This is a genomic window from Demequina sp. TMPB413, assembly GCF_020447105.2.
Lineage (GTDB): Bacteria > Actinomycetota > Actinomycetes > Actinomycetales > Demequinaceae > Demequina.
Map to the genome: position 1 here is coordinate 2,737,863 of NZ_CP096184.1, position 18,500 is coordinate 2,756,362.

21 protein-coding genes are annotated in these 18,500 nt (G+C 65.7%); 7 read left to right on the top strand and 14 right to left on the bottom strand.

The features are described from left to right. Positions 1 to 23 precede the first annotated feature (23 nt). From LGT36_RS13250 to LGT36_RS13260, 3 genes are all read right to left on the bottom strand, one after another. On the bottom strand, positions 24 to 1,223 hold the full coding sequence (locus tag LGT36_RS13250; protein WP_226095253.1) for a hypothetical protein: 1,200 nt from the start codon (positions 1,221 to 1,223) through the stop codon (positions 24 to 26). A 4-nt stretch (positions 1,224 to 1,227) separates the two neighbouring features. Beyond that, the gene (locus LGT36_RS13255) at positions 1,228 to 2,493 is read right to left on the bottom strand and encodes a hypothetical protein (RefSeq protein ID WP_226264630.1); all 1,266 of its coding nucleotides are present in this window, start codon (positions 2,491 to 2,493) and stop codon (positions 1,228 to 1,230) included. Between the two features lie 223 nt (positions 2,494 to 2,716). Beyond that, complete coding sequence (locus LGT36_RS13260; RefSeq protein ID WP_226095224.1) at positions 2,717 to 5,284, bottom strand: ATP-dependent Clp protease ATP-binding subunit; 2,568 nt, start codon at positions 5,282 to 5,284, stop codon at positions 2,717 to 2,719. 200 nt (positions 5,285 to 5,484) lie between these two features. Between LGT36_RS13260 and LGT36_RS13265 the strand changes: the two genes are divergently transcribed. Both LGT36_RS13265 and LGT36_RS13270 read left to right on the top strand, forming a co-directional pair. Continuing rightward, a complete protein-coding gene (locus LGT36_RS13265) occupies positions 5,485 to 6,096 on the top strand; it encodes a hypothetical protein (protein ID WP_226095223.1) in 612 nt (203 codons plus the stop codon). Next, complete coding sequence (locus LGT36_RS13270) at positions 6,093 to 6,323, top strand: helix-turn-helix transcriptional regulator (protein ID WP_226095222.1); 231 nt, start codon at positions 6,093 to 6,095, stop codon at positions 6,321 to 6,323. Before LGT36_RS13265 ends, LGT36_RS13270 begins: the two co-directional genes overlap by 4 nt. 5 nt (positions 6,324 to 6,328) lie before the next feature. Here the strand turns inward: LGT36_RS13270 and dtd are convergent, their stop codons facing one another. The 8 genes from dtd to LGT36_RS13310 all read right to left on the bottom strand — a co-directional run bounded on the left by dtd (position 6,329) and on the right by LGT36_RS13310 (position 11,103). Beyond that, on the bottom strand, positions 6,329 to 6,754 hold the full coding sequence (gene dtd / locus LGT36_RS13275) for a D-aminoacyl-tRNA deacylase (protein ID WP_226095221.1): 426 nt from the start codon (positions 6,752 to 6,754) through the stop codon (positions 6,329 to 6,331). Between the two features lie 6 nt (positions 6,755 to 6,760). Next, complete coding sequence (locus tag LGT36_RS13280; RefSeq protein WP_226095220.1) at positions 6,761 to 7,108, bottom strand: DUF2516 family protein; 348 nt, start codon at positions 7,106 to 7,108, stop codon at positions 6,761 to 6,763. 103 nt (positions 7,109 to 7,211) lie between these two features. Further along, positions 7,212 to 8,363, bottom strand: a complete 1,152-nt coding sequence (locus tag LGT36_RS13285; protein ID WP_226095219.1) for a folate-binding protein YgfZ — start codon at positions 8,361 to 8,363, stop codon at positions 7,212 to 7,214. A gap of 25 nt (positions 8,364 to 8,388) precedes the next feature. Next, a complete protein-coding gene (locus LGT36_RS13290; protein ID WP_226097173.1) occupies positions 8,389 to 8,925 on the bottom strand; it encodes an FABP family protein in 537 nt (178 codons plus the stop codon). Between the two features lie 149 nt (positions 8,926 to 9,074). Next, positions 9,075 to 9,431, bottom strand: coding sequence for a DsrE family protein (locus tag LGT36_RS13295; protein ID WP_226097172.1), 357 nt, complete (start codon positions 9,429 to 9,431; stop codon positions 9,075 to 9,077). Position 9,432: 1 nt separating this feature from the next. Then, on the bottom strand, positions 9,433 to 9,879 hold the full coding sequence (locus LGT36_RS13300; RefSeq protein ID WP_226097171.1) for a DUF4395 domain-containing protein: 447 nt from the start codon (positions 9,877 to 9,879) through the stop codon (positions 9,433 to 9,435). Between the two features lie 50 nt (positions 9,880 to 9,929). Further along, the gene (locus LGT36_RS13305) at positions 9,930 to 10,367 is read right to left on the bottom strand and encodes a thioredoxin family protein (protein WP_226097170.1); all 438 of its coding nucleotides are present in this window, start codon (positions 10,365 to 10,367) and stop codon (positions 9,930 to 9,932) included. Position 10,368: 1 nt separating this feature from the next. Further along, complete coding sequence (locus LGT36_RS13310) at positions 10,369 to 11,103, bottom strand: hypothetical protein (protein WP_226097169.1); 735 nt, start codon at positions 11,101 to 11,103, stop codon at positions 10,369 to 10,371. Positions 11,104 to 11,159: 56 nt separating this feature from the next. Here LGT36_RS13310 and LGT36_RS13315 point away from each other — a divergent pair, with 56 nt between their 5' ends. Next, positions 11,160 to 11,876: a response regulator transcription factor gene (locus LGT36_RS13315; RefSeq protein ID WP_226097168.1), complete on the top strand. Its 717-nt coding sequence runs from the start codon at positions 11,160 to 11,162 to the stop codon at positions 11,874 to 11,876. Between the two features lie 117 nt (positions 11,877 to 11,993). Beyond that, complete coding sequence (gene nhaA, locus LGT36_RS13320; protein WP_226097167.1) at positions 11,994 to 13,307, top strand: Na+/H+ antiporter NhaA; 1,314 nt, start codon at positions 11,994 to 11,996, stop codon at positions 13,305 to 13,307. On the opposite strand, the gene nth is transcribed toward nhaA, so the two are convergent. Then, entirely contained in the window at positions 13,304 to 13,990 is a 687-nt protein-coding gene (nth, locus tag LGT36_RS13325) for an endonuclease III (RefSeq protein WP_226097166.1), read from the bottom strand. The genes nhaA and nth overlap by 4 nt on opposite strands. Before the next feature lie 96 nt (positions 13,991 to 14,086). On the opposite strand from nth, the gene LGT36_RS13330 reads away from it, so the two are divergent. Both LGT36_RS13330 and LGT36_RS13335 read left to right on the top strand, forming a co-directional pair. Next, entirely contained in the window at positions 14,087 to 14,494 is a 408-nt protein-coding gene (locus tag LGT36_RS13330; RefSeq protein WP_226097165.1) for a hypothetical protein, read from the top strand. Further along, complete coding sequence (locus tag LGT36_RS13335) at positions 14,487 to 15,179, top strand: Crp/Fnr family transcriptional regulator (RefSeq protein ID WP_226097164.1); 693 nt, start codon at positions 14,487 to 14,489, stop codon at positions 15,177 to 15,179. The genes LGT36_RS13330 and LGT36_RS13335 overlap by 8 nt, the downstream gene beginning before the upstream one ends. Before the next feature lie 29 nt (positions 15,180 to 15,208). Here LGT36_RS13335 and LGT36_RS13340 read toward each other — a convergent pair whose 3' ends face one another. Both LGT36_RS13340 and LGT36_RS13345 read right to left on the bottom strand, forming a co-directional pair. Beyond that, positions 15,209 to 15,670, bottom strand: coding sequence for a RidA family protein (locus LGT36_RS13340; RefSeq protein WP_226097163.1), 462 nt, complete (start codon positions 15,668 to 15,670; stop codon positions 15,209 to 15,211). Beyond that, a complete protein-coding gene (locus LGT36_RS13345) occupies positions 15,667 to 15,819 on the bottom strand; it encodes a DUF4177 domain-containing protein (protein WP_226097162.1) in 153 nt (50 codons plus the stop codon). Before LGT36_RS13345 ends, LGT36_RS13340 begins: the two co-directional genes overlap by 4 nt. A gap of 89 nt (positions 15,820 to 15,908) precedes the next feature. Between LGT36_RS13345 and LGT36_RS13350 the strand changes: the two genes are divergently transcribed. Continuing rightward, positions 15,909 to 18,497: a transglycosylase domain-containing protein gene (locus LGT36_RS13350; protein ID WP_226097161.1), complete on the top strand. Its 2,589-nt coding sequence runs from the start codon at positions 15,909 to 15,911 to the stop codon at positions 18,495 to 18,497. Positions 18,498 to 18,500: the final 3 nt, after the last annotated feature.

The following is an 18,500-nucleotide window of genomic DNA, read 5'->3' on the forward strand; positions in this document are numbered from 1 at the left end:
AGCGCACCCTCTGGATTTTGTGTCTAGTCGGTGCGTAGGGTCCCGACATAGGTGATGCACTGACCCATCGGAGGAAACTCGTCGGACCAGTCCTCGGCGGGCTCGGCCCACATGATCGTGCGCCCTGAGACCTCCAGCAAGCCACCGCACATGGAGTCGCCGCCAGGGTTCCACTGTTCGCCAGTCGACCGGTTGACGATGCTCGTGCGGCTGCGAAGCAGAGGGCCGCTGGCCGCGACGGCGATCCACTTCTCGGTCAGGAACGAGGCGATCGGGACCCCCTCGGCGGATATCCCAGTGGGTTCCAGCGTGGCTGTTTCGACGGTCGCCATGAGGTACTCGGCACCTTCGTCACCCATGGAGCCCCACGCCGCACCGAGGATGCTGTCTCCGCAGCGAGTCACGCCGTGAAGTGGGGCGGCACCATCGCGTTCTTGATCCAGGATGAAGACTGAATCGGGGTCGACCTGGAGCATCCCATGGTCGTCGAGAGTCGCCTCCGTGTACGTGACCTCGGTGATGGGTGCTTCTTCGGACCAGGACCGACTGACGGCAGAGACCACGGACTCGCCTTCACAGTCGTTCCGCTTGAACGAAAACACATTTGGCGAGGCGCCCCATGGATTCCACACTCGGCCATTTGAGTCCGCGGCGAAGACGCCGAGAAACGCCCACAGCACCGTGTCATCGATGAGCGTGAAGTCGGGGCCGGGGAGAACCCGCTCACCCTCAAGGGCCCCGTCCGGCACCACCGAGGGGATGGGTGTCACCACGCCAGTGTCGCGGTCGACAAGCCACATGGCGGTGTCGGGGTTGTCCGCGCTCTCTGAGTCGTTGACAAGCGCAATGGTGGACTCATTGAGCTTGGCGAAGAGCACATCGTCAGCCAAGGTCCCCTCGCCCGGTGCTTCCAGGTACTCGATGTCCCCGTTGGGGCTCACGATGGCGAGGCCCGTCTCGCCGTCGTCGACGCCGTCCTCCCACGACGAGGGGTCGTCCGAGTACCTGATGAGGACGTCGCCGTCCTCGGATAATGCGAGCGGCCACGATGCGTCGACGGCGCTTCCCGGCTGCCAGACATCGGTCGCCCATGGAGTGTCCTCCGCAGGAGTGATCTCACCATGGGTGGGAGGAGCCATGGCGGCACCATCCCCGAGCAGTGAGCAACCGCAAGCCAGGAACGCGGCACCACTCGCCGCGATGATTGCCCCCCGTGCTCGCATGCGGTCACCCTACCGGCGCGGGTCCGGCGCCATGCGACAGCGAGGGTGCGCGCAAGTCGCCGACCCAGGAACTCGCTCCGGCGAAGTCCCTGCCGGTCTCGGCTGCCCACGACCACAAGATGCGTCCCGCGCGCAGTTGCGGCGGCCCCAATGCCTGCTCGCACAGGCGCTGCCGCACTCCTGTCGGCAGATGAAACAGTTCACCGACGTACCGCTCGCGATCGCGCGACTGTGGAGCCCTGAAGAGGTTTCCCGCACACCACTCGCCGTCCGACGTGAAGTCGATCGCGCTGCTGCCCTGCGGCATGTGAACCCATAGGCCGCCAGGGAGTTGAAGCACTCTCTGGCTCAGCCAGAACCCCACGACCGAACCGTCGCACACGCTCGCGCCGGGGTAGGTGCCCGACCGCAAGAGGCGAAGCACAGGGATGGGGCCATCGAGGCTCAGCTCCCCGACCTGGCCGAAGTCCACGGCGTCGCCTTCCATGACGCTCACCGCTGCGACGCGTCTGCCCTCGCGCTCGGCGGCTGTGTCCCTGTGCAGAGTCGGAAAACGCGTGCGACCGACGCGGTGGGTGGTTCCGTCCAGCGACGTCACTCCTATAGTTCCCTCGCTTCCAGTCAGCATCGTCCACGCGACCTTGTCGCCAGCGACCAACACCCAGCCATCAGGCGCCAGCGGAAGAGGTTGGCCCTTGGGAAGGCTTTCGGTATGGAGCATTCGCGGCGTCAGGCTGGGCTCTGCGACCCACAGGTGCGCCGACTTGCCGTCGATCGCAATCTGCCACCACGCGACGGTGCCTCGGTCGATGCTGGGCATCGGCCAACGGGCGGCCACCACGCCCTCCGGACCGGTGATCGCGCGAAAGCTTCCGTCCGGCGCGACGACGGCGATGTCCGAGGTCGTCTCATCTCTGTACCGGATGACGACCACACTGCCGTCGATATCGAGGGAGACTCCGGAAGTTCGTGATTGCAACGACGACACCTGGCGAGCGTTGGCAACCAGGTCGCTCACCTGGTGCCACTGTTCGTAGGGGACTGTTCGCCGAGCATCGTCGGGCATGCGAAAAGCCGCCTCGTCGGGCGACTGGGGCAGGCGTCTCGTTCTCCCGCTCGGAACGAATGCGCGCAGGATCGCCTTGACCACCGGCCAACGCCGACCTCGTGGCTGATCCATGACCGACTTGTGGAGGTGGGGTGCGATTCTCGCCAGGAACAGGAGGAACGGTGTGGCCAGCGCAATCAGCAGGATGATGAGTTGGCGCACTAGCGTTCGCCCGACGTCTTCATGACCCGTCCCCCTGGATGTGGTGCCATGAGCATACCGACCGTGCGTAGCCCGGATGGTGAGAATGCGACCGGGAGTGGGCTGGACGGCGCGTTGTCCCCGCTCGTCTCCACGAAGTCCCGGGACGCCCGCTTCGGGGTGAGAATCACGAAGACCCCGGCTCCCTTGCGGGAGACCGGGGCCTTCTGAGCGTGATGGAGGGTTAGGACTCCTTGGAGTCGCCCTCGTCGTTCTGCGATGAGCCGCCCGACTTCTCGACAGAGGCGGGCACCGGGTCAGTCGTGATGGGCTCGCCCACCACGCTGTCCCTGTCGATGCCCTCGAACGTGAACTCGCCGAGGATTCCGTCGCCTTGCGCATCGACGCGGATGATCTGGCCCGACGTGATCTCGCCGAACAGGATCTTCTCTGACAACGGGTCCTCGATCTCGCGCTGCAGGGCTCGACGTAGCGGCCTTGCACCCAGGACTGGGTCGTAACCGCGTTCGGCAAGCAACCGCTTGGCCGCATCGGTCAGCTCGATGCCCATGTCCTTGTCCTTCATGCGCTCGTCGAGGCGAGCCACCATCAGGTCGACGATCTGGATGATCTCGTCCTGCGTGAGCTGCGGGAAGACCACGACGTTGTCGACGCGGTTGAGGAACTCAGGCTTGAAGTGCTCCTTGAGCTTGGAGTTCACCAGCTTGACCATCTCGTCGTACGTCTGGCCACCCTCCTGCGCCACCGCAAAGCCGGTGGCCTGGCGCTTGGAAATCGCGTCGGCACCCAGATTGGTGGTCATGATGATGATGGTGTTCTTGAAGTTCACCTCTCGGCCCTGAGCATCCGTCAGCTTGCCGTCTTCCAGGATCTGGAGCAGCGAGTTGAAGATGTCGGGGTGGGCCTTCTCGACCTCGTCGAACAGGACCACGGAGAACGGCTTGCGGCGCACCTTCTCGGTGAGCTGGCCGCCCTCTTCGAAGCCGACGTAGCCGGGAGGCGCACCGAACAGTCGCGCCACCGTGTGCTTCTCGCCGTACTCGGACATGTCGAGCGAGATGAGGGCATCCTCGTCACCGAAGAGGAACTCGGCGAGCGCCTTGGCGAGCTCGGTCTTTCCAACGCCGGTGGGCCCGGCGAAGATGAACGAACCACCTGGGCGCTTGGGGTCCTTCAGGCCAGCACGCGTGCGACGAATCGCCTGCGACAGCACCTTGATGGCCGCCTCTTGGCCGACGATCCGCTTGTGCAGTTCGCCTTCCATCGCGAGCAGTCGAGAGGACTCGTCGGAGCTGACGCGAGCCACGGGCACGCCGGTGGACATCGCGAGCACCTCGGCGATCAGGTCCTCGTCCACCACCGCAGCGATGTCGAGGTCGCCCGACTTCCAGGCCTGCTCCTTCTCGGAGCGCTGCTCGGTGAGCTTGCGCTCCACGTCACGCAGCGACGCGGCCTTCTCGAAGTCCTGCTCGTCGATTGCCGACTCCTTGTCGCGACGCACGTTCGCGATCTTGTCGTCGAGGTCACGAAGCTCAGGCGGGCTGGTCATGCGACGGATGCGCAGACGCGCTCCCGCCTCATCGATCAGGTCGATCGCCTTGTCTGGCAAGAACCGGTCGGAGATGTAGCGGTCGGCCATTTGCGCCGCCGCCACGATGGCGTCGTCCGTGATGGTGACGCGGTGGAAAGCCTCGTAGCGGTCGCGCAGACCCTTGAGGATCTCGATCGCGTGGCTGAGTTCCGGCTCCGGCACCTGGATGGGTTGGAACCGACGCTCGAGCGCGGCGTCCTTCTCGATGTGCTTGCGGTACTCGTCGAGCGTGGTGGCACCGATGGTCTGCAGTTCCCCGCGGGCGAGCATGGGCTTCAGGATCGACGCGGCGTCGATCGCGCCCTCGGCTGCACCAGCACCCACCAGGGTGTGGATCTCGTCGATGAACAGGATGATGTCGCCGCGCGTGCGGATCTCTTTGAGCACCTTCTTGAGGCGCTCCTCGAAGTCACCGCGGTAGCGGGAGCCTGCCACGAGCGAGCCGAGGTCAAGCGTGTAGAGGTGCTTGTCCTTGAGCGTCTCGGGCACGTCGCCGCGCACGATCGCCTGGGCGAGTCCCTCGACCACTGCGGTCTTGCCGACGCCTGGCTCGCCGATGAGGACCGGGTTGTTCTTGGTGCGGCGAGACAGGACCTGCATCACCCGCTCCATGATGAGCTCGCGGCCGATGACGGGGTCGAGCTTTCCCTCGCGCGCGGCTTGCGTGTAGTTGCGGCCGAACTGGTCGAGCACGGTGGAACCTGCGGGGGTGCCCTCTTGAGGTCCTCCCGCGGAGGCGCCGACTCCGGCGGTCTCCTTGCCCTCGTAGCCCGACAACAGCTGGATGACCTGCTGGCGCACAGAACTCAGTTCCGCCCCGAGCTTGCCGAGCACCTGAGCGGCTACGCCTTCGCCTTCGCGAATGAGGCCGAGCAGGATGTGCTCGGTGCCGATGTAGTTGTGGCCGAGTTGCAGTGCCTCGCGGAGAGACAGTTCGAGGACCTTCTTGGCGCGAGGGGTGAAGGGGATGTGGCCGGAGGGGGCGTGTGAGCCCTCGCCGATGATTTCCTGGACCTGCTCGCGCACGCCGTTGAGGGAGATGTCCATGGCCTCGAGTGCTTTGGCGGCAACGCCTTCGCCCTCGCGCACCAGGCCAAGCAGGATGTGCTCGGTCCCGATGTAGTTGTGGTTGAGCATGCGCGCCTCTTCTTGGGCGAGCACCACCACGCGACGGGCCCTGTCAGTGAACCGTTCGAACATCGTCTACCTCCTCGGCCACGAGGGAATGGTCCTCGGGGCGTGTCATCAGGCTAACCACGTCGCCTAGGGGCCGATACCCATGTTCGCGGTGGGCGTGAGAGTTGTTACCGCAGCGAAATCAGCGGCCGACGCTGGTTGACGGCCGCGTTCACAGGACGTATCGTTTATCAATAACAACGAAAAACGATAAGGAGTGAGTCGTGAACAACATGTCGGCCCCCCTGAAGCGGAGCGACCGCGTCAGCCTCTACATCTCCGCAGCGATTGCAATAGCGGCCATCGCCGCTGGTGCGGCCGCCACCGTGGTCAGGATCTCTGAAGTCGCTCCCGGCCACGACATCCCGGTGGTTGTCCCGCTGGCCGACGAGCAGGCTGAACTACCGCTCGGTCCCGACGGCGCAGCCGTGACCGTCGATGTCGAAACAGCGACCGTCATCGTGCCTGAGCCGGCACCGGCGACGCTCTTTGCGCTCTGGGCGCAACCCATCGTGCAGCTACTCGTCATCGCGGCCGCGATGGTCATCGCCGCGGCCTTCATGGTGCGTCTCGCAAGGGGGCGGGCCTTCGAACGCGGCACGGCTCGCCTCGCATATGCGGGTGCCGGTGTGATCACTGGTGGATGGCTCGTGGAGACCATCCTGACCAACATGACAACGAACGGCGCGCTCTCAGCCATCAGCAACTACACCTACGAGGCAGCCCTCTTCGAAGTCACGCTCGGCCCCATGATCGCTGTGTTGGTCATCGCTGCCGTCGGTGTCGCCCTGCAGATCGGCGAGCGGCTTCAGAGCGAGACGGAGGGGCTCGTATGAGCCCCGCGGAACCGGAGCACAACGGGATTCACTGCCGCCTCGACGAACTTCTCGAGCAGCGGGATCTGACTCTCACGCGGCTCAGCGAGATCGTCGGCGTCTCCTTGGTGAACCTGTCCGTGCTCAAGAACGATCGCGCGCGCGCCATCCGCTTCTCGACTCTTGTGGCCATTTGCGAGGCCCTTGACTGCGAGGTCGGCGACCTGTTGGTCCGCCAACCGGCGTAGCGGGCTCAGGTCTCTAGCAGGATGGTGATGGGGCCGTCGTTGGTGAGCGTCACGTCCATGTGGGCGCCGAAGACGCCCGTACCGACCGTCAGCCCCCGCTCGCGCAGCGCCGTCACCACGGCTGCGACGAGCGGCTCAGCGACGGGGCCTGGAGCCGCCTGATTCCAGGTGGGACGGCGGCCCTTGCGCGTGTCCGCATACAGGGTGAACTGGCTGACGACGATGACGGGCGCGTCCTCGTCGGCGACGGAGCGTTCGCCGTCGAGCAGGCGAAGGTCGGCGATCTTCCTGGCGATGGTCTCTGCTTGCTCGGGGCCGTCGTCGTGGGTGACGCCCACGAGGGCGACGATGCCCTGGCGGTCAAAGGACGCGACCTCTCGGCCGTCGACCACTACTGCTGCGCGTGAGGCGCGCTGCAACACCGCGCGCATCGGGGACTACCAGCCGCCGGTGTTCCGCGGGGCGCGTCCCCCGCCCGATGGTCCGCTGCGGTGCGGCCCCAGCGCCGGCTTCACACCCACGTGATACACGATCACGGCGACAGCGGCAGCGAGGCCGATGAAGTTGAGCGGACCAGAGCCGCCGCCGAAGGGGAACGGCAGCGAGATGAACAGCAGCGCGGTAGCAACCGACAGGATCACCACCCACAGCGTCTTGGTCTGCTTACCGGCGTTCACGAACGCCGCGTTGGAACGCCGTGCCGCATCCACGAGGGCCCAAATGCCTGCGCCAAAGGCCGCATACGAGATCGCCGCAAGCACCAAGAACTGCAAGAACTGAAACATCGCTTACCTCCGCGGGTCACGCTATCTCATGGCTAGTGGAAGCCCGAAAGCCCGACGCGGGCGCACCTGCAAGCAGAAGCGGAGCGAGTGCACGCTGTGCGAACTACAGATCCCCGCCGTCGGCCGCGCAGCCCTTGCCCATCAGCAGCCCCTTGGTGGTGGGCCCTGGCTTAGGGGGTCGATCGGCAGAGAAACCCTCGGCGTTCACGATGATCTCTTGAGCGGCCGCGATCGGGCCGTCTTCGCCCTGCACCTCAAGGACGGCCGTAGGGTCGGTCGACCGCTTGAGCACGGCCAGCGCGATGGGACCCAACTCATGGTGTCGCGCGACCGAGGTCACCCGGCCGGCGGGCTTGCCGTCGGACGCGAGCGTCACGGCGGCGCCCAACGCCGGAAGGTCGGCATCGGAACCATCTAGGTGCAGCATGGTCAGCCTGCGCGGCGGGCGTCCCACGTTGTGGACCTTGGCAACCGTCTCCTGCCCGCGGTAGCAGCCCTTATGGAGATGCACGGCGGTGCGCAGCCAATCGAGTTCGTGGGGAAGTGTGGTCTCGTCGATCTCTGTGGCGGCGCGAGGGCGGTGCGCCGCGATCCGGAGCGCCTCCGAGGCCCACGTGCCCGCGAGCCGGGCGCCTGCCGCAACCCTGGCGTCAATAGCCGACTCGAGCTCGGCACGCGGCACGAGCGTGAGTCGCCACGGCCGTGGAGTCGCCTCGGCGCTCGCGGAGTCGGTGTACGACGTGCCGCCGGGGCCCACGTGGGGCCACTGGTCGACCCACGTCACAGCGTCGGCGGGACCTGAGCCGGACGTGCCGCGCGGCTCGCCGATCGCCGCCCACTGGGCTGTGACATCGGCGACCTCGACGCGCAGCATGAACCGCATCCGGTCAAGGAAGGCGGCCAACCCTTCGGCCGTCTCGGTGATGAGCCACGCGGTCTCGCCATCATCGACGACCGCCGCGACGTGCTCGATCCGACCCTGCGGGTTCAGGATCATCAGTTCTGTGGAAGCCTCGGGTGCCAGGCTCGCGACCTCTTGAGTGGTGAGCGAGTTGAGCCACGTCAATCGATCGGGACCGGTGACCGTCACCACTCCAAGGTGCGACTGGTCCACCACACCAGCGCCAGCCTCGAGCGACCGTTGCTCCGCCGTCGGGTCCCCGTAGTGCCACGCCACGCCGGCGTCTGGGCCGGTGGCAGCGACCGCGCCCTGGCGAGAGAGCAGCGGAGAGGAAGCGACGAGTGCGGAAGTCATGACGAGTGAACGACCGAGCGGCCGCTTACGATTCCGCCACGCGCGACATGCGGCCAGATGCGTAGTTGCTCAGTTCGTTTCCGAAGGCGGCGATATCGAAGGCGAACATGAGTTCCCCTCCCACGTGTCCGTAGAGTCGCGACGCCCCGCCGACGTCGGGGGCCGATGCCGAACGCGCCATCAGGTCAGATGCGAGTTCGATCTTGCCGTTGCCAACGGCCCCAATCAGCAGCGCAATCGAGCCGGAGGCATCAGCGAGCATCAACTCCACCGGGTGAAGGTTCTCGCTGAGCTCGAGTCCCTCCGGCGGCGTGGGCGGCACGCGCCAGTACCCCTGCTCGCTCGACCACACGGGACCGTCCTCACCATCGGCGCCCAGCACCGTCCACGTGGAGCGGTAAATGAGGTAGGGCCCGCCGTCGTGATCGAGGGTCACCTCTGAGCGGAAATCGGTGCGAGGAATCCCCGGGTACTCGATCACCCCATGGCCCGACCACGAGCCGACCAGCCAGGCAAGTGGATAGACCTCTGGTGCGAGATCGTCAGGCAGCGTGAACGTCACCGCTTGGGCGCCTTCAAGACGCGCCACAGCACGATACCGACGATCCAGGCAGTCGCGCCGAAGGCCGCGATGGCCAGGCCGACGAAGGTGGCTTCGAGTGCAGTCATGGTCTCTCCAGTCTAGGCAGGGCTGCGCAGTTCACCGGTGCGTCAATACACGAGTGGCGTGGAATCGGGGTCCATGCTTTCGGCCACGAACGCGGCCGAGCCGGCGATGCGCACACCATCCATCAGATCGTGGGCACCGAGGTCCCTGCGCTGGATGCACTGAGTGCACGCCGTGATGGTTCCCGCCGCGAGCACCGCGTCGCGCAGTTGCGACAGCGGGGGGCTGTGCGGCAGTTCAACGTCGACCACTCCCGGCACCACTTGGAACACCGCATCGCCCGTGAGCCACAGACTCACCTCGACACCAGAGGCGGCAGCAGTGGCCGCAACGGTGAAGGCCTGCAACAAGGTCTCTGGCCGCTCGGCACCCCACGTGCACTTCACCACCAAGCGCGGCACGTCACACCGCCTTGCTCGTGGCGCGCTTCATCAGCAAGTAGATCTCACAGCCCGCGCAGAATCCGAACACCCCGTTGAGGAACGATGCGATGGCCACCAGTGCGGCGAACACGTAGAAGCCTGCGTCCGCACCGACGAGTCCCAGGATGAGTCCAGCCGCCGCCATTGCCAGGCCCATTTGCTGAGCGAAGCGTGGAGGGCGGAAACTTTCTGTTGCGGCCGGAGGGCCGATGCGAGGTCGCACGAAGGTGCGAAAGAGCCAGGACTGAACGGTCATCTGGGGCCCGACGGTCGCGCCGGGCAGGAACATGGCGGTCAGCACGGCCATGAGGATGATGCCAGCGGTATTCGCTCCGACGAGCAGCGCGGCAAGCACCACGGCGAACGTCACCAAGGCCCCAAAGCGGTATCCGCGCGGGTCGATCTGAACGTCAGATGTGGGGGACACGAGACCTCCTCAATAGGCTCGCCATCCTAGTCCCGGACGGTGGAGCGCACCTAGATGGAGTACTCGCCCGGGGGCGGCAGTTCGGCCAGCGCCGCGCGTGCCTGCGCTTCGGTAGGGGCCCCGTTCATGCGAGAGACCACCACGCCGTCGGCGTCCAAGACCAAGGTGGTGGGAGTACGCATGATGTCGAGCCTGCGGGCGAGATCAAGTCGCTCCGAGGCATCGATCTCGATATGGACCACGTGCGGTTGTTCCGCCGCGACGCGCAATAGCAGCGCGCGGGTGGGAGGGCACTTGGCGCAAATCGGCGTGGAGAACTGTACGAAGGTCGCGCGGAGGCCGCGCGGCGCACCCAAGTCCTCCGGAGTGAGCGCCCCTGGAACCGTCACGTGCTGGACCCTGCCCTGGCGGCGCGACCACCAGACGTACGCAACGGCGCTCGCGGCCAAGACGACCAAGACCGCAGCGAGCCGGACGATGACGTCCACGTCAGCCCACCAGCAGTCGGCCGCTCAGGTACACCAGCACACCCGCAGAAAGGACCGGGGTGATGCCAGAAGCGATCGCGGCAAGCATGTGACGCGGCGCTGGTTCCCTGTGGGTCAGTTCTGTCACCACCACTACCGAGGCCGCGCCGACGACGCCGACCAGGGAGCCGCCCGCCCAACTGATCGAGTCAAAGAGCTGTCCGAGGCCCGCGCCGGTGAGGGTGCCGAGCACAAGGGAGATGATGGCGTTGATGGTGGGCTTCTTTGTCAACACCGCAGCAATCCCTGAGACCGCGATCGCGGCCGCCCCTGCGACCACGAGGTCTGTTGCACCTGGCGTGCGGTTCGCTGCCACCCACGCGCCCGCTGATACCGCGACGAGCGCGCCGGCCATCATGCCGGTTGCCGACGAGACGGCTCGGCCAGGAGGGGAGGGGAAGAAGACTTCTGCCGCGAGGGAGAGCAGCACGGCCGCGCCTGCAGCGGCGACGGCGTAGCGCAAATAGGGCTCGCCGCGGCCCACGCCGACAGCGATCACCGAGATCGCTCCCGACACGGCGATGATGGCCGAGCCGACCCTGCGGCGGTACACGCGTAGCAAGCGAGGCCACCCGAAGGCGGCGACTGCGATCAGTGCGCTCACCCCGAGGGCCAGGTACCGCGTGCCCAACAGGCCCGTCAGTGCGACGACGGTGGCTGCGGCGAACGTCGCCGTGGCGCGCGTCGAGGGATTCACGCGCGTAAGTCTCGCATGAGTGCTGACGGTAAGGTAATTCCAACCCGGAGGTAGCCATGGCCGACCTGCTTGTGCTGACGCCGTCTGCTGACGGCGCCGCCGGGGTACTGCCTGCGTTGGCCCTCTTGAGTCACAGAACCCGCGTGGTCGCGCCAGAGCCGTCGGCCATGTTGGACGCGCTCGATGCCGACGTCCTGGTGATCGACGCCCGCAACGATCTAGCCGAGGCGCGCAACAACTGTCGACTCGTGCAGGTCACCGGCGTGAAGGTCCCGCTGCTGCTGGTGCTGCGTGAGGGTGGGATGTCGATCGTCACCGCCGAATGGGGTGCGGACGATGTGGTGCTGACCGACGCCGCGCCTGCCGAGGTCGAGGCGCGAGTGCGTCTGTTGCTGGGACGCGCCTCGAGCGTCGATCCTCTTGAGAAGGCCGCGGAGTATCAATCCGGCGACTTGACGGTCGACGTGGGCGGCTACACGGCACGGCTCAAGGGCAGGCCGCTCGACCTCACCTACAAGGAGTTTGAACTCCTGAAGTATTTGATGCAGCACCCTGGCCGCGTGTACACCCGCGACCAGCTGCTTCAAGAGGTGTGGGGCTTCGACTACTACGGTGGAACGCGCACGGTCGACGTCCACGTGAGGCGCCTGCGCGCCAAACTTGGTGCGGAACACGAACAACTCATTGGCACTGTCCGCAACGTCGGCTACCGATTCGACCCGATTCCCATCAAGCACACTGCTGACCCCGCCGCGCGCGCGGCGAATGCCTGACAACCTCGGGAAGCACCAGGGGTGCCCGGGGCGTTGAGGGCAGTAACTGGGCCCACGGTGCTCGGTAGGCTAGGACACGCCCCTCGGGGCTGAGTCCGTCAAAGAAAGTAGGTTCCGATGGCCCGCACACGCGCCGGAAGGCTTTTCAGCCGCCTGACGCCGTCGACAGAGGAGACCCTCGCCGACGTACTGCGGACCGAGCGCGCTGGCGGCGTGCTCCTGCTCGTCGGCACCGTCGTCGCGCTGGTCTGGGCGAACTCGGCTTGGGCGGGCGCCTATGAGACCGTCAAGGGCACCGTCATCGGCCCGCACGCGCTGTACCTCGACCTCGCCCTGGAGACGTGGGCGAAGGACGGCTTGCTCGCCATCTTCTTCTTTGTGATCGGGCTGGAACTCAAGCGAGAAATTGTGGCTGGCGAACTGCGCAAGCCCTCCACTGCGATCGTGCCCATCATCGCCGCTGTAGGCGGCATGCTCGTGCCTGCCGGCCTCTATGTGCTCATCAACGCCTTCGGCGATGGCGGTTCGCTGTCCGGATGGGCCGTGCCCGTCGCAACGGACATTGCCTTCGCGGTCGCCGTGCTGAGCATCGTTGGCCGCTGGCTCCCCAACGCCTTGCGCGCCTTTCTGCTGACGCTTGCCGTCGTCGATGACCTCTTGGCGATCATCATCATCGCCGTGTTCTTCAGCGACAGCCTTGCCTTCGCGTGGCTCGGCGCTTCGGCGCTGTGCATCGTGCTGTTCTGGTACCTGATCCGCAGGGGCATTACTAGTGCGTGGATCTTGGTGCCGCTCGCGCTGGTGGCCTGGGGCACCATGCATGCCTCCGGCGTCCACGCCACGATCGCCGGGGTCGCGCTGGGCCTGGCCGTTCCCGCGATCGCACGCAAGGGCAAGGACGACAGCCTCGCGGAGCACTGGGAGCACTGGTGGCGGCCCATTTCGGCTGGTGTGGCGGTGCCCGTCTTCGCGCTCTTCGCCGCCGGCGTCGTCATCGATAGTGAGGCGATCTCTGTCGCCGCGTCCGACCCCGTGGCCCAAGGCGTCGTCGCCGGGCTTGTCTTGGGCAAGCCTCTAGGGATCTTGCTGTTCACGTTCATCGTGGCGACGTTCACGCGCGCGTCCCTCGATAGGGGTCTCAGTTGGTGGGACGTGCTCGGCATGTCCTCACTCGCAGGAATCGGCTTCACCGTCTCCCTCTTGATCGGAGACCTCGCTTTCGCAGGGGAGCGCGTGTCCGAGGTGAAGATGTCGGTGCTCGCAGCTTCCCTCCTCTCAGCCCTGCTTGGTTCCGCGATCCTGCTGTGGCGCGACAGGCACTACCGCGCCATCTTTGAGCGCCGCTCGACCCCTGTGCCCGACTCGCCGCACGCCAAGGAGGAGGCCCACAAGCGCCGGGTCGAAGAAGACCGGGCAGCCGAGGCGCATTAGCCGACGCGTCCCGCCGAGGGGCACCACCTGGCGATCTCGCAGCCGCCGCAGTCGGGCTTGCGGGCCGTGCACCTGCGGCGCCCATGGAAGATGATGCGGTGCGACCAGAGGGTCCACTGCGGCCTTTCGATGAGCGCCATCAGGTCGCGCTCGACGGCCACGGGGTCGTCGTTGACGGTGAGCCCGAGGCGCCTGGAGAGCCTGCCCATGTGGGTGTCGACGGTGATGCCAGGCACGTCGAACGCGTTGCCGAGCACCACGTTTGCGGTCTTGCGTCCTACGCCCCGCAGCTCGACGAGGTCGCGCAGTCTGCCAGGAACGTCGCCGTCGTGGAGGCGCACGAGGTCCGCAGAAAGCTCCAAGAGCGACGACGCTTTGGCGCGGAAGAAGCCCGTGGAACGGATGAGTTCTTCAAGTTCCTCCCGCGGCGCCGACGCCATGGTGGGGGCATCGGGGAAGCGGGCAAAAAGGGTGGGGGTGACCTGGTTGACGCGCACATCCGTGCACTGGGCGGACAGGACGGTCGCCACGAGCAACTGAAACGGGCTGGTGTAGTCCAGCTCGCAGTGCGCATCGGGATAGACCTCCGCGAGCGTCCTGTTGACGCGCCGTGCACGGCGCACGAGGGCGACAGAAGGAGCCTCGCCTTCGACAGCCACGGGAAGCGCGTCACGTGATGCCATGGACTCACTGTAAGCGGGACTCAAGGCCCCCTTGATGCACGCCGATACAGTTCACGACCGGCATTCCGCCGGCGCGTGGCGCGAAGGGCGGTGTCTGTGGCACTCAGTAGCCAGGCTGCGCTCGCCCAATTGCGCCATCAGCGCCGGGAAATGCGCCGAGAGTTGTCACGCATCCGTTGGTGGCTTCGCCTCTTGCAGGCGCGTAGGGACCTCCTGGTGGCTCAAGTCGCGCCTCCTGGGGAGACGGGAGCGGTCGATCTTGACTCCGCTTGGGAGGCCCTCGCGGCCGACGCGCCGACGTCTACTGAGCTCGCCGCCGCAATCTGGACGGAAGCCCCACACCGGATACCGGGTAGCATCGAGCGCATCGACGCTCTGACCGCGCGTCTTGAGTCGTATGAGGCGCGAGTCAGTGAGAACCTTGAGACTGTGACGGGCGACATGGTGAAAGCATTGGGTGAGGCGCATCGGGCGTCCGTGGCACCGAGGTTGAGCCATGCCTGAAAATCCCCGGGAAGAACAGCTCCTGCGATCCGCGCCGCTCTTTGGCGGCATGGATGCCGAGAACGCTCGCTCGCTGATCGCCATGATGGTGCGTCGCGAGGTGGCGCGAGGCGAGACCATCTTCCGCGAGGGCGATGACGGCCATGCGATGTACGTCTTGGTGCGCGGCAAGGTCAAGTTGGCGCGCACGGCCCGTGACGGCCGTGAGAACCTGCTGGCGCTGCTGGGTGTTGGCGACATGTTCGGCGAGCTCACGGTCTTCGACCCTGGGCCACGCATGTCGCGAGCGCACGCAGTCGAGGACTCAGTGGTGTACGAACTCCCCAAGGACACTCTCGACGTGTGGCTGGACGATCACCTGGACATGAGTCGCCACATGCTCCGCGCCTTGGCGCAACGCATCCGGCGCACGTCAAACACGATGGCCGACCTGATCTTCTCCGACGTCCCAGGCCGCGTGGCCAAGGCGATCCTTGACCTTGGGCACCGATTCGGACGGATGGAACGCGGGCACGTCACCGTGCGCCACGGGCTGACGCAGGAGGAACTTGCGCAGTTGGTGGGCGCCTCGCGCGAAACGGTCAACAAGGCGCTCGCTGACTTCGCCTCAAGGGGCTGGATCGACGTCCACATCGGTGCCGTCGAGGTATACGAGCCGGAGCGCTTGCGCGCCCGTTCACGCTAAGACCTGCCGGATCGTGCCCGACGCACGGGCTAGTTGCTGAGCGACACCGTGAGTTCGACCTCGACAGGCGCGCCCATCGGCAGGGCGGCAACCCCCACGGCAGAGCGCACATGCCTGCCCGCTTCACCAAAGATCTCGATCATGAGGTCGGAGGCGGCGTTCATGACTGCGGGCTGCCCGCCGAACTCGGGAGCGCTCGCGACATAGCCCACCACGCGCACCACCGAAGCGATCCTGTCGATTCCTCCCGCAGCGTCGGCCGCTGCCGCGACGGCGTTGAGGGCGGCCGTGCGCGCACAATCGGCCGCGACGTCTGCGCTGACCGTGTCGCCGACGATGCCCGTCGCCTGCAGCGCCCCGTCAACGAACGGCACCTGGCCTGACGTGAAGACCAGAACGCCGTGGCGGATCGCGGGAATGTAGGAGCCAACGGGAGCCGCGACAGAGGGAAGCGTGAGTCCCGCAGCGGCAAGGCGAGCCGAGTGGGTCACGCCTTAGGCCTCTTCAGGTACGCGACGATGCCCCCGGTCGGCCCGGTGACAATCGTGACGAGCTCCCAGCCGTCAGAACCCCATTGATCCAGGATCTGTTTGGTCGCGTGTTCGATGAGTGGAACGGTGGCATACTCCCATGTGGTCATGCGATGAGCCTATCCCGAGGCACGGAACCACAAGGGGCCGCCGCACGTTTGCTCTCCAGTCCGTCCGCCTCACGACGTAAGGTTCTCCTATGGGACTGTTTACTGCCGATCGCGCGCGCCGCGACGGACGCGTCACGATCGTCCAATTCGTCACCTCTCTTGCAGGCTTCCTGCTGTTCTCCATCATGGGCGGCGTGCTCGTGGCGGGACTTGCTCTGCCAGCGGTGACAGTCGGCGGCCAGGCGGTCAACGGCACCGCGACGCTCTTCGAGTCGTTGCCAGAGGAGTTCGATCAGACCGACCTTCCCCAGGCCTCGTCGATCTATGCGAACGACGGCACGACGCAGCTGGCCACGTTCTACACGCAGAACCGCACCGTGGTGACGTTGGAAGAAATCTCGCCGTGGATGCAAAAGGCGCAGGTCGCGATCGAGGATAAGCGGTTCTGGTTGCACAACGGCGTTGACGGCGAAGGCCTCTTGAGCGCTGCCTACGACAACCTCCGTTCGGACGACACCCGCGGCGCCTCGACCATTACCCAGCAGTTGGTCAAGAACACCTTGCTCCAGGCTGCAGAGGCGATCAGGGATGAGGCGGAGAGCCGCGAACGAGTTGAGGCTGCGACGGAAGTCTCGCTCGCCCGCAAGATCAAGGAGTGGCGGCTCGCGCTCGCGTACGAAGAGCGTCTGAACGACCTCTACGGCACCACGTGCTCGGAAGACCCTGCCGTGGACTGCGGTAAGGAGCAGGTGCTGCAGCAGTACCTCAACATCGCCCAGTACGGGCCCAGCCTTTATGGCGTTGAAGCCGCCGCGCGGCTCTACTTTGGCGTCTCCGCCAAGGACCTCACCGCGATTCAGGCGGCCACCATTGCCGGAATTACCCAAAACCCCACCAAGTGGGATCCACTCAAGGGTCTCGACGATGGCGATTTCGAGGACACGACCTTCCGCCGCAATCTGGTGTTGCAGGCGATGCACGATCAGGGGCTCCTCACGCTGGCCGAGTACGTGACCTACAGCAACACGACGGTTGAGTCGACGCTCAACGTCACGTATCCGAAGTTCTCTTGCGCGGCCTCAGAGATCGCGCCCTTCTTCTGCGACTACGTCACCAAGGTGATCGACAAGGACCCGGCCTTCCAAGACGAGGGCACCCAACTGCTGTACAAGGGCGGACTCAAGATCGTGACCACGCTCGACCCGCGCATGCAGGTTGAGGCGACGGATTCGTTGCGCCGCGGCGTGCCCTACAACGACGCGTCGGGGCTGGAGAATGCGCTCGTCGCGCTCGACGTGCCCACGGGCAACATTTTGGCGATGGCGCAGAACAGACCCTTTGATCCCACGAGCAAGGAACCTGGCTCCACGGCCATCAACTATGCGGTGGATCGCGAGTTCGGTGGTTCCCGCGGATTCTCGCCAGGCTCCTCCTTCAAGCCGCTCGTGCTCGCGCAATGGCTCGACACTGGGCACTCTCTGAGCCAGACGATTTCCGGTGTTCCCCGCACGTGGGAGGCGGACTCGTGGCGCGCTGCGTGCCCCGAAGGCGAGAACTACGCGAGCCCTTACAAGGTCGGCAACGTCTACGCGTCTGAGAACGTGCAAATGTCCGTGCTTACGGCGACGCGGCTCTCCGTAAACACCGCCTTTGTTGCAATGACAAACCAGTTGGACCTGTGCGAGGTCAGGGACATGGCTCTCAACTTGGGCTTCCACCGGGCAGATGGCGCCAACTTCGAGGTGATTCCCTCGGTGACGCTCGGTTCTCAGAACGCGTCGCCACTCACCATGGCGTCGGTCTACCAGACGTTCGCGAACAGGGGCATCCACTGCGAGCCGCGCTCGATCCTCAAGATGACCACGCTTGACGGCGAGCCAGTCACTCTTGAAGACGGCACAGTCATTGAGCCTCCAGCGGTCTCGTGCTCGCAGGTCATTAGGGCCGAAGTTGCCGACGGGGTGACTCACGCGCTCACCACCGTCATGGAGTCTGGAACAGGTAGAGAACTCGGTATTGGCCGGCCCACCGCGGGTAAGACCGGAACCGCACAGAACAACACTCACTTGTGGTTCGTGGGCTACACCCCGCAACTCGTCTCGGCAGTGTGGACAGGCAACGCCGACGGTGACATCCCGTTGCAGGGCATCTCCATCAATGGCAGCCGGGTACGTGCAGCCTGGTACGGAGGCGATGTCTCCGGGCCCATTTGGCAAGACTTCATGGCGACCGCGCTTGAGCCGTACCCCGTTGTAGGCCTACCAACTGCATCTGACGTCATCGTCAACGGTGCCCAGTTGCGGGTTCCTATGGTGGTTGGCCTCCCCGAGAAGGAGGCTCAGTGGGCCATCAACGACGCAGGCTTCCAATACAACAAGTCGACGGAGTTTGTCTATCAACCTGGCGTGCCTGCAGGGCAGATCGTCCAACAGCAGCCTGAGGCCGACGCCACGATGCGTGCCGGCGGCACGGTGACCTACTACATGTCGACCGATCAACTGCCCGGTTGGTGGTACAACTGGCCGGCAGGATGGGACCCGCTCGTCGCTCCCGCGGATTGGTGGGGTGGAGCATGGCCGCCTCCCGACTGGACGAAGAACAATCCGTCGCAGGGTTGGGACCCCACGCCAAAGCCGCCGCCAAACCCGACGCCAGAACCGCCCAACCCCGATGATTGATCG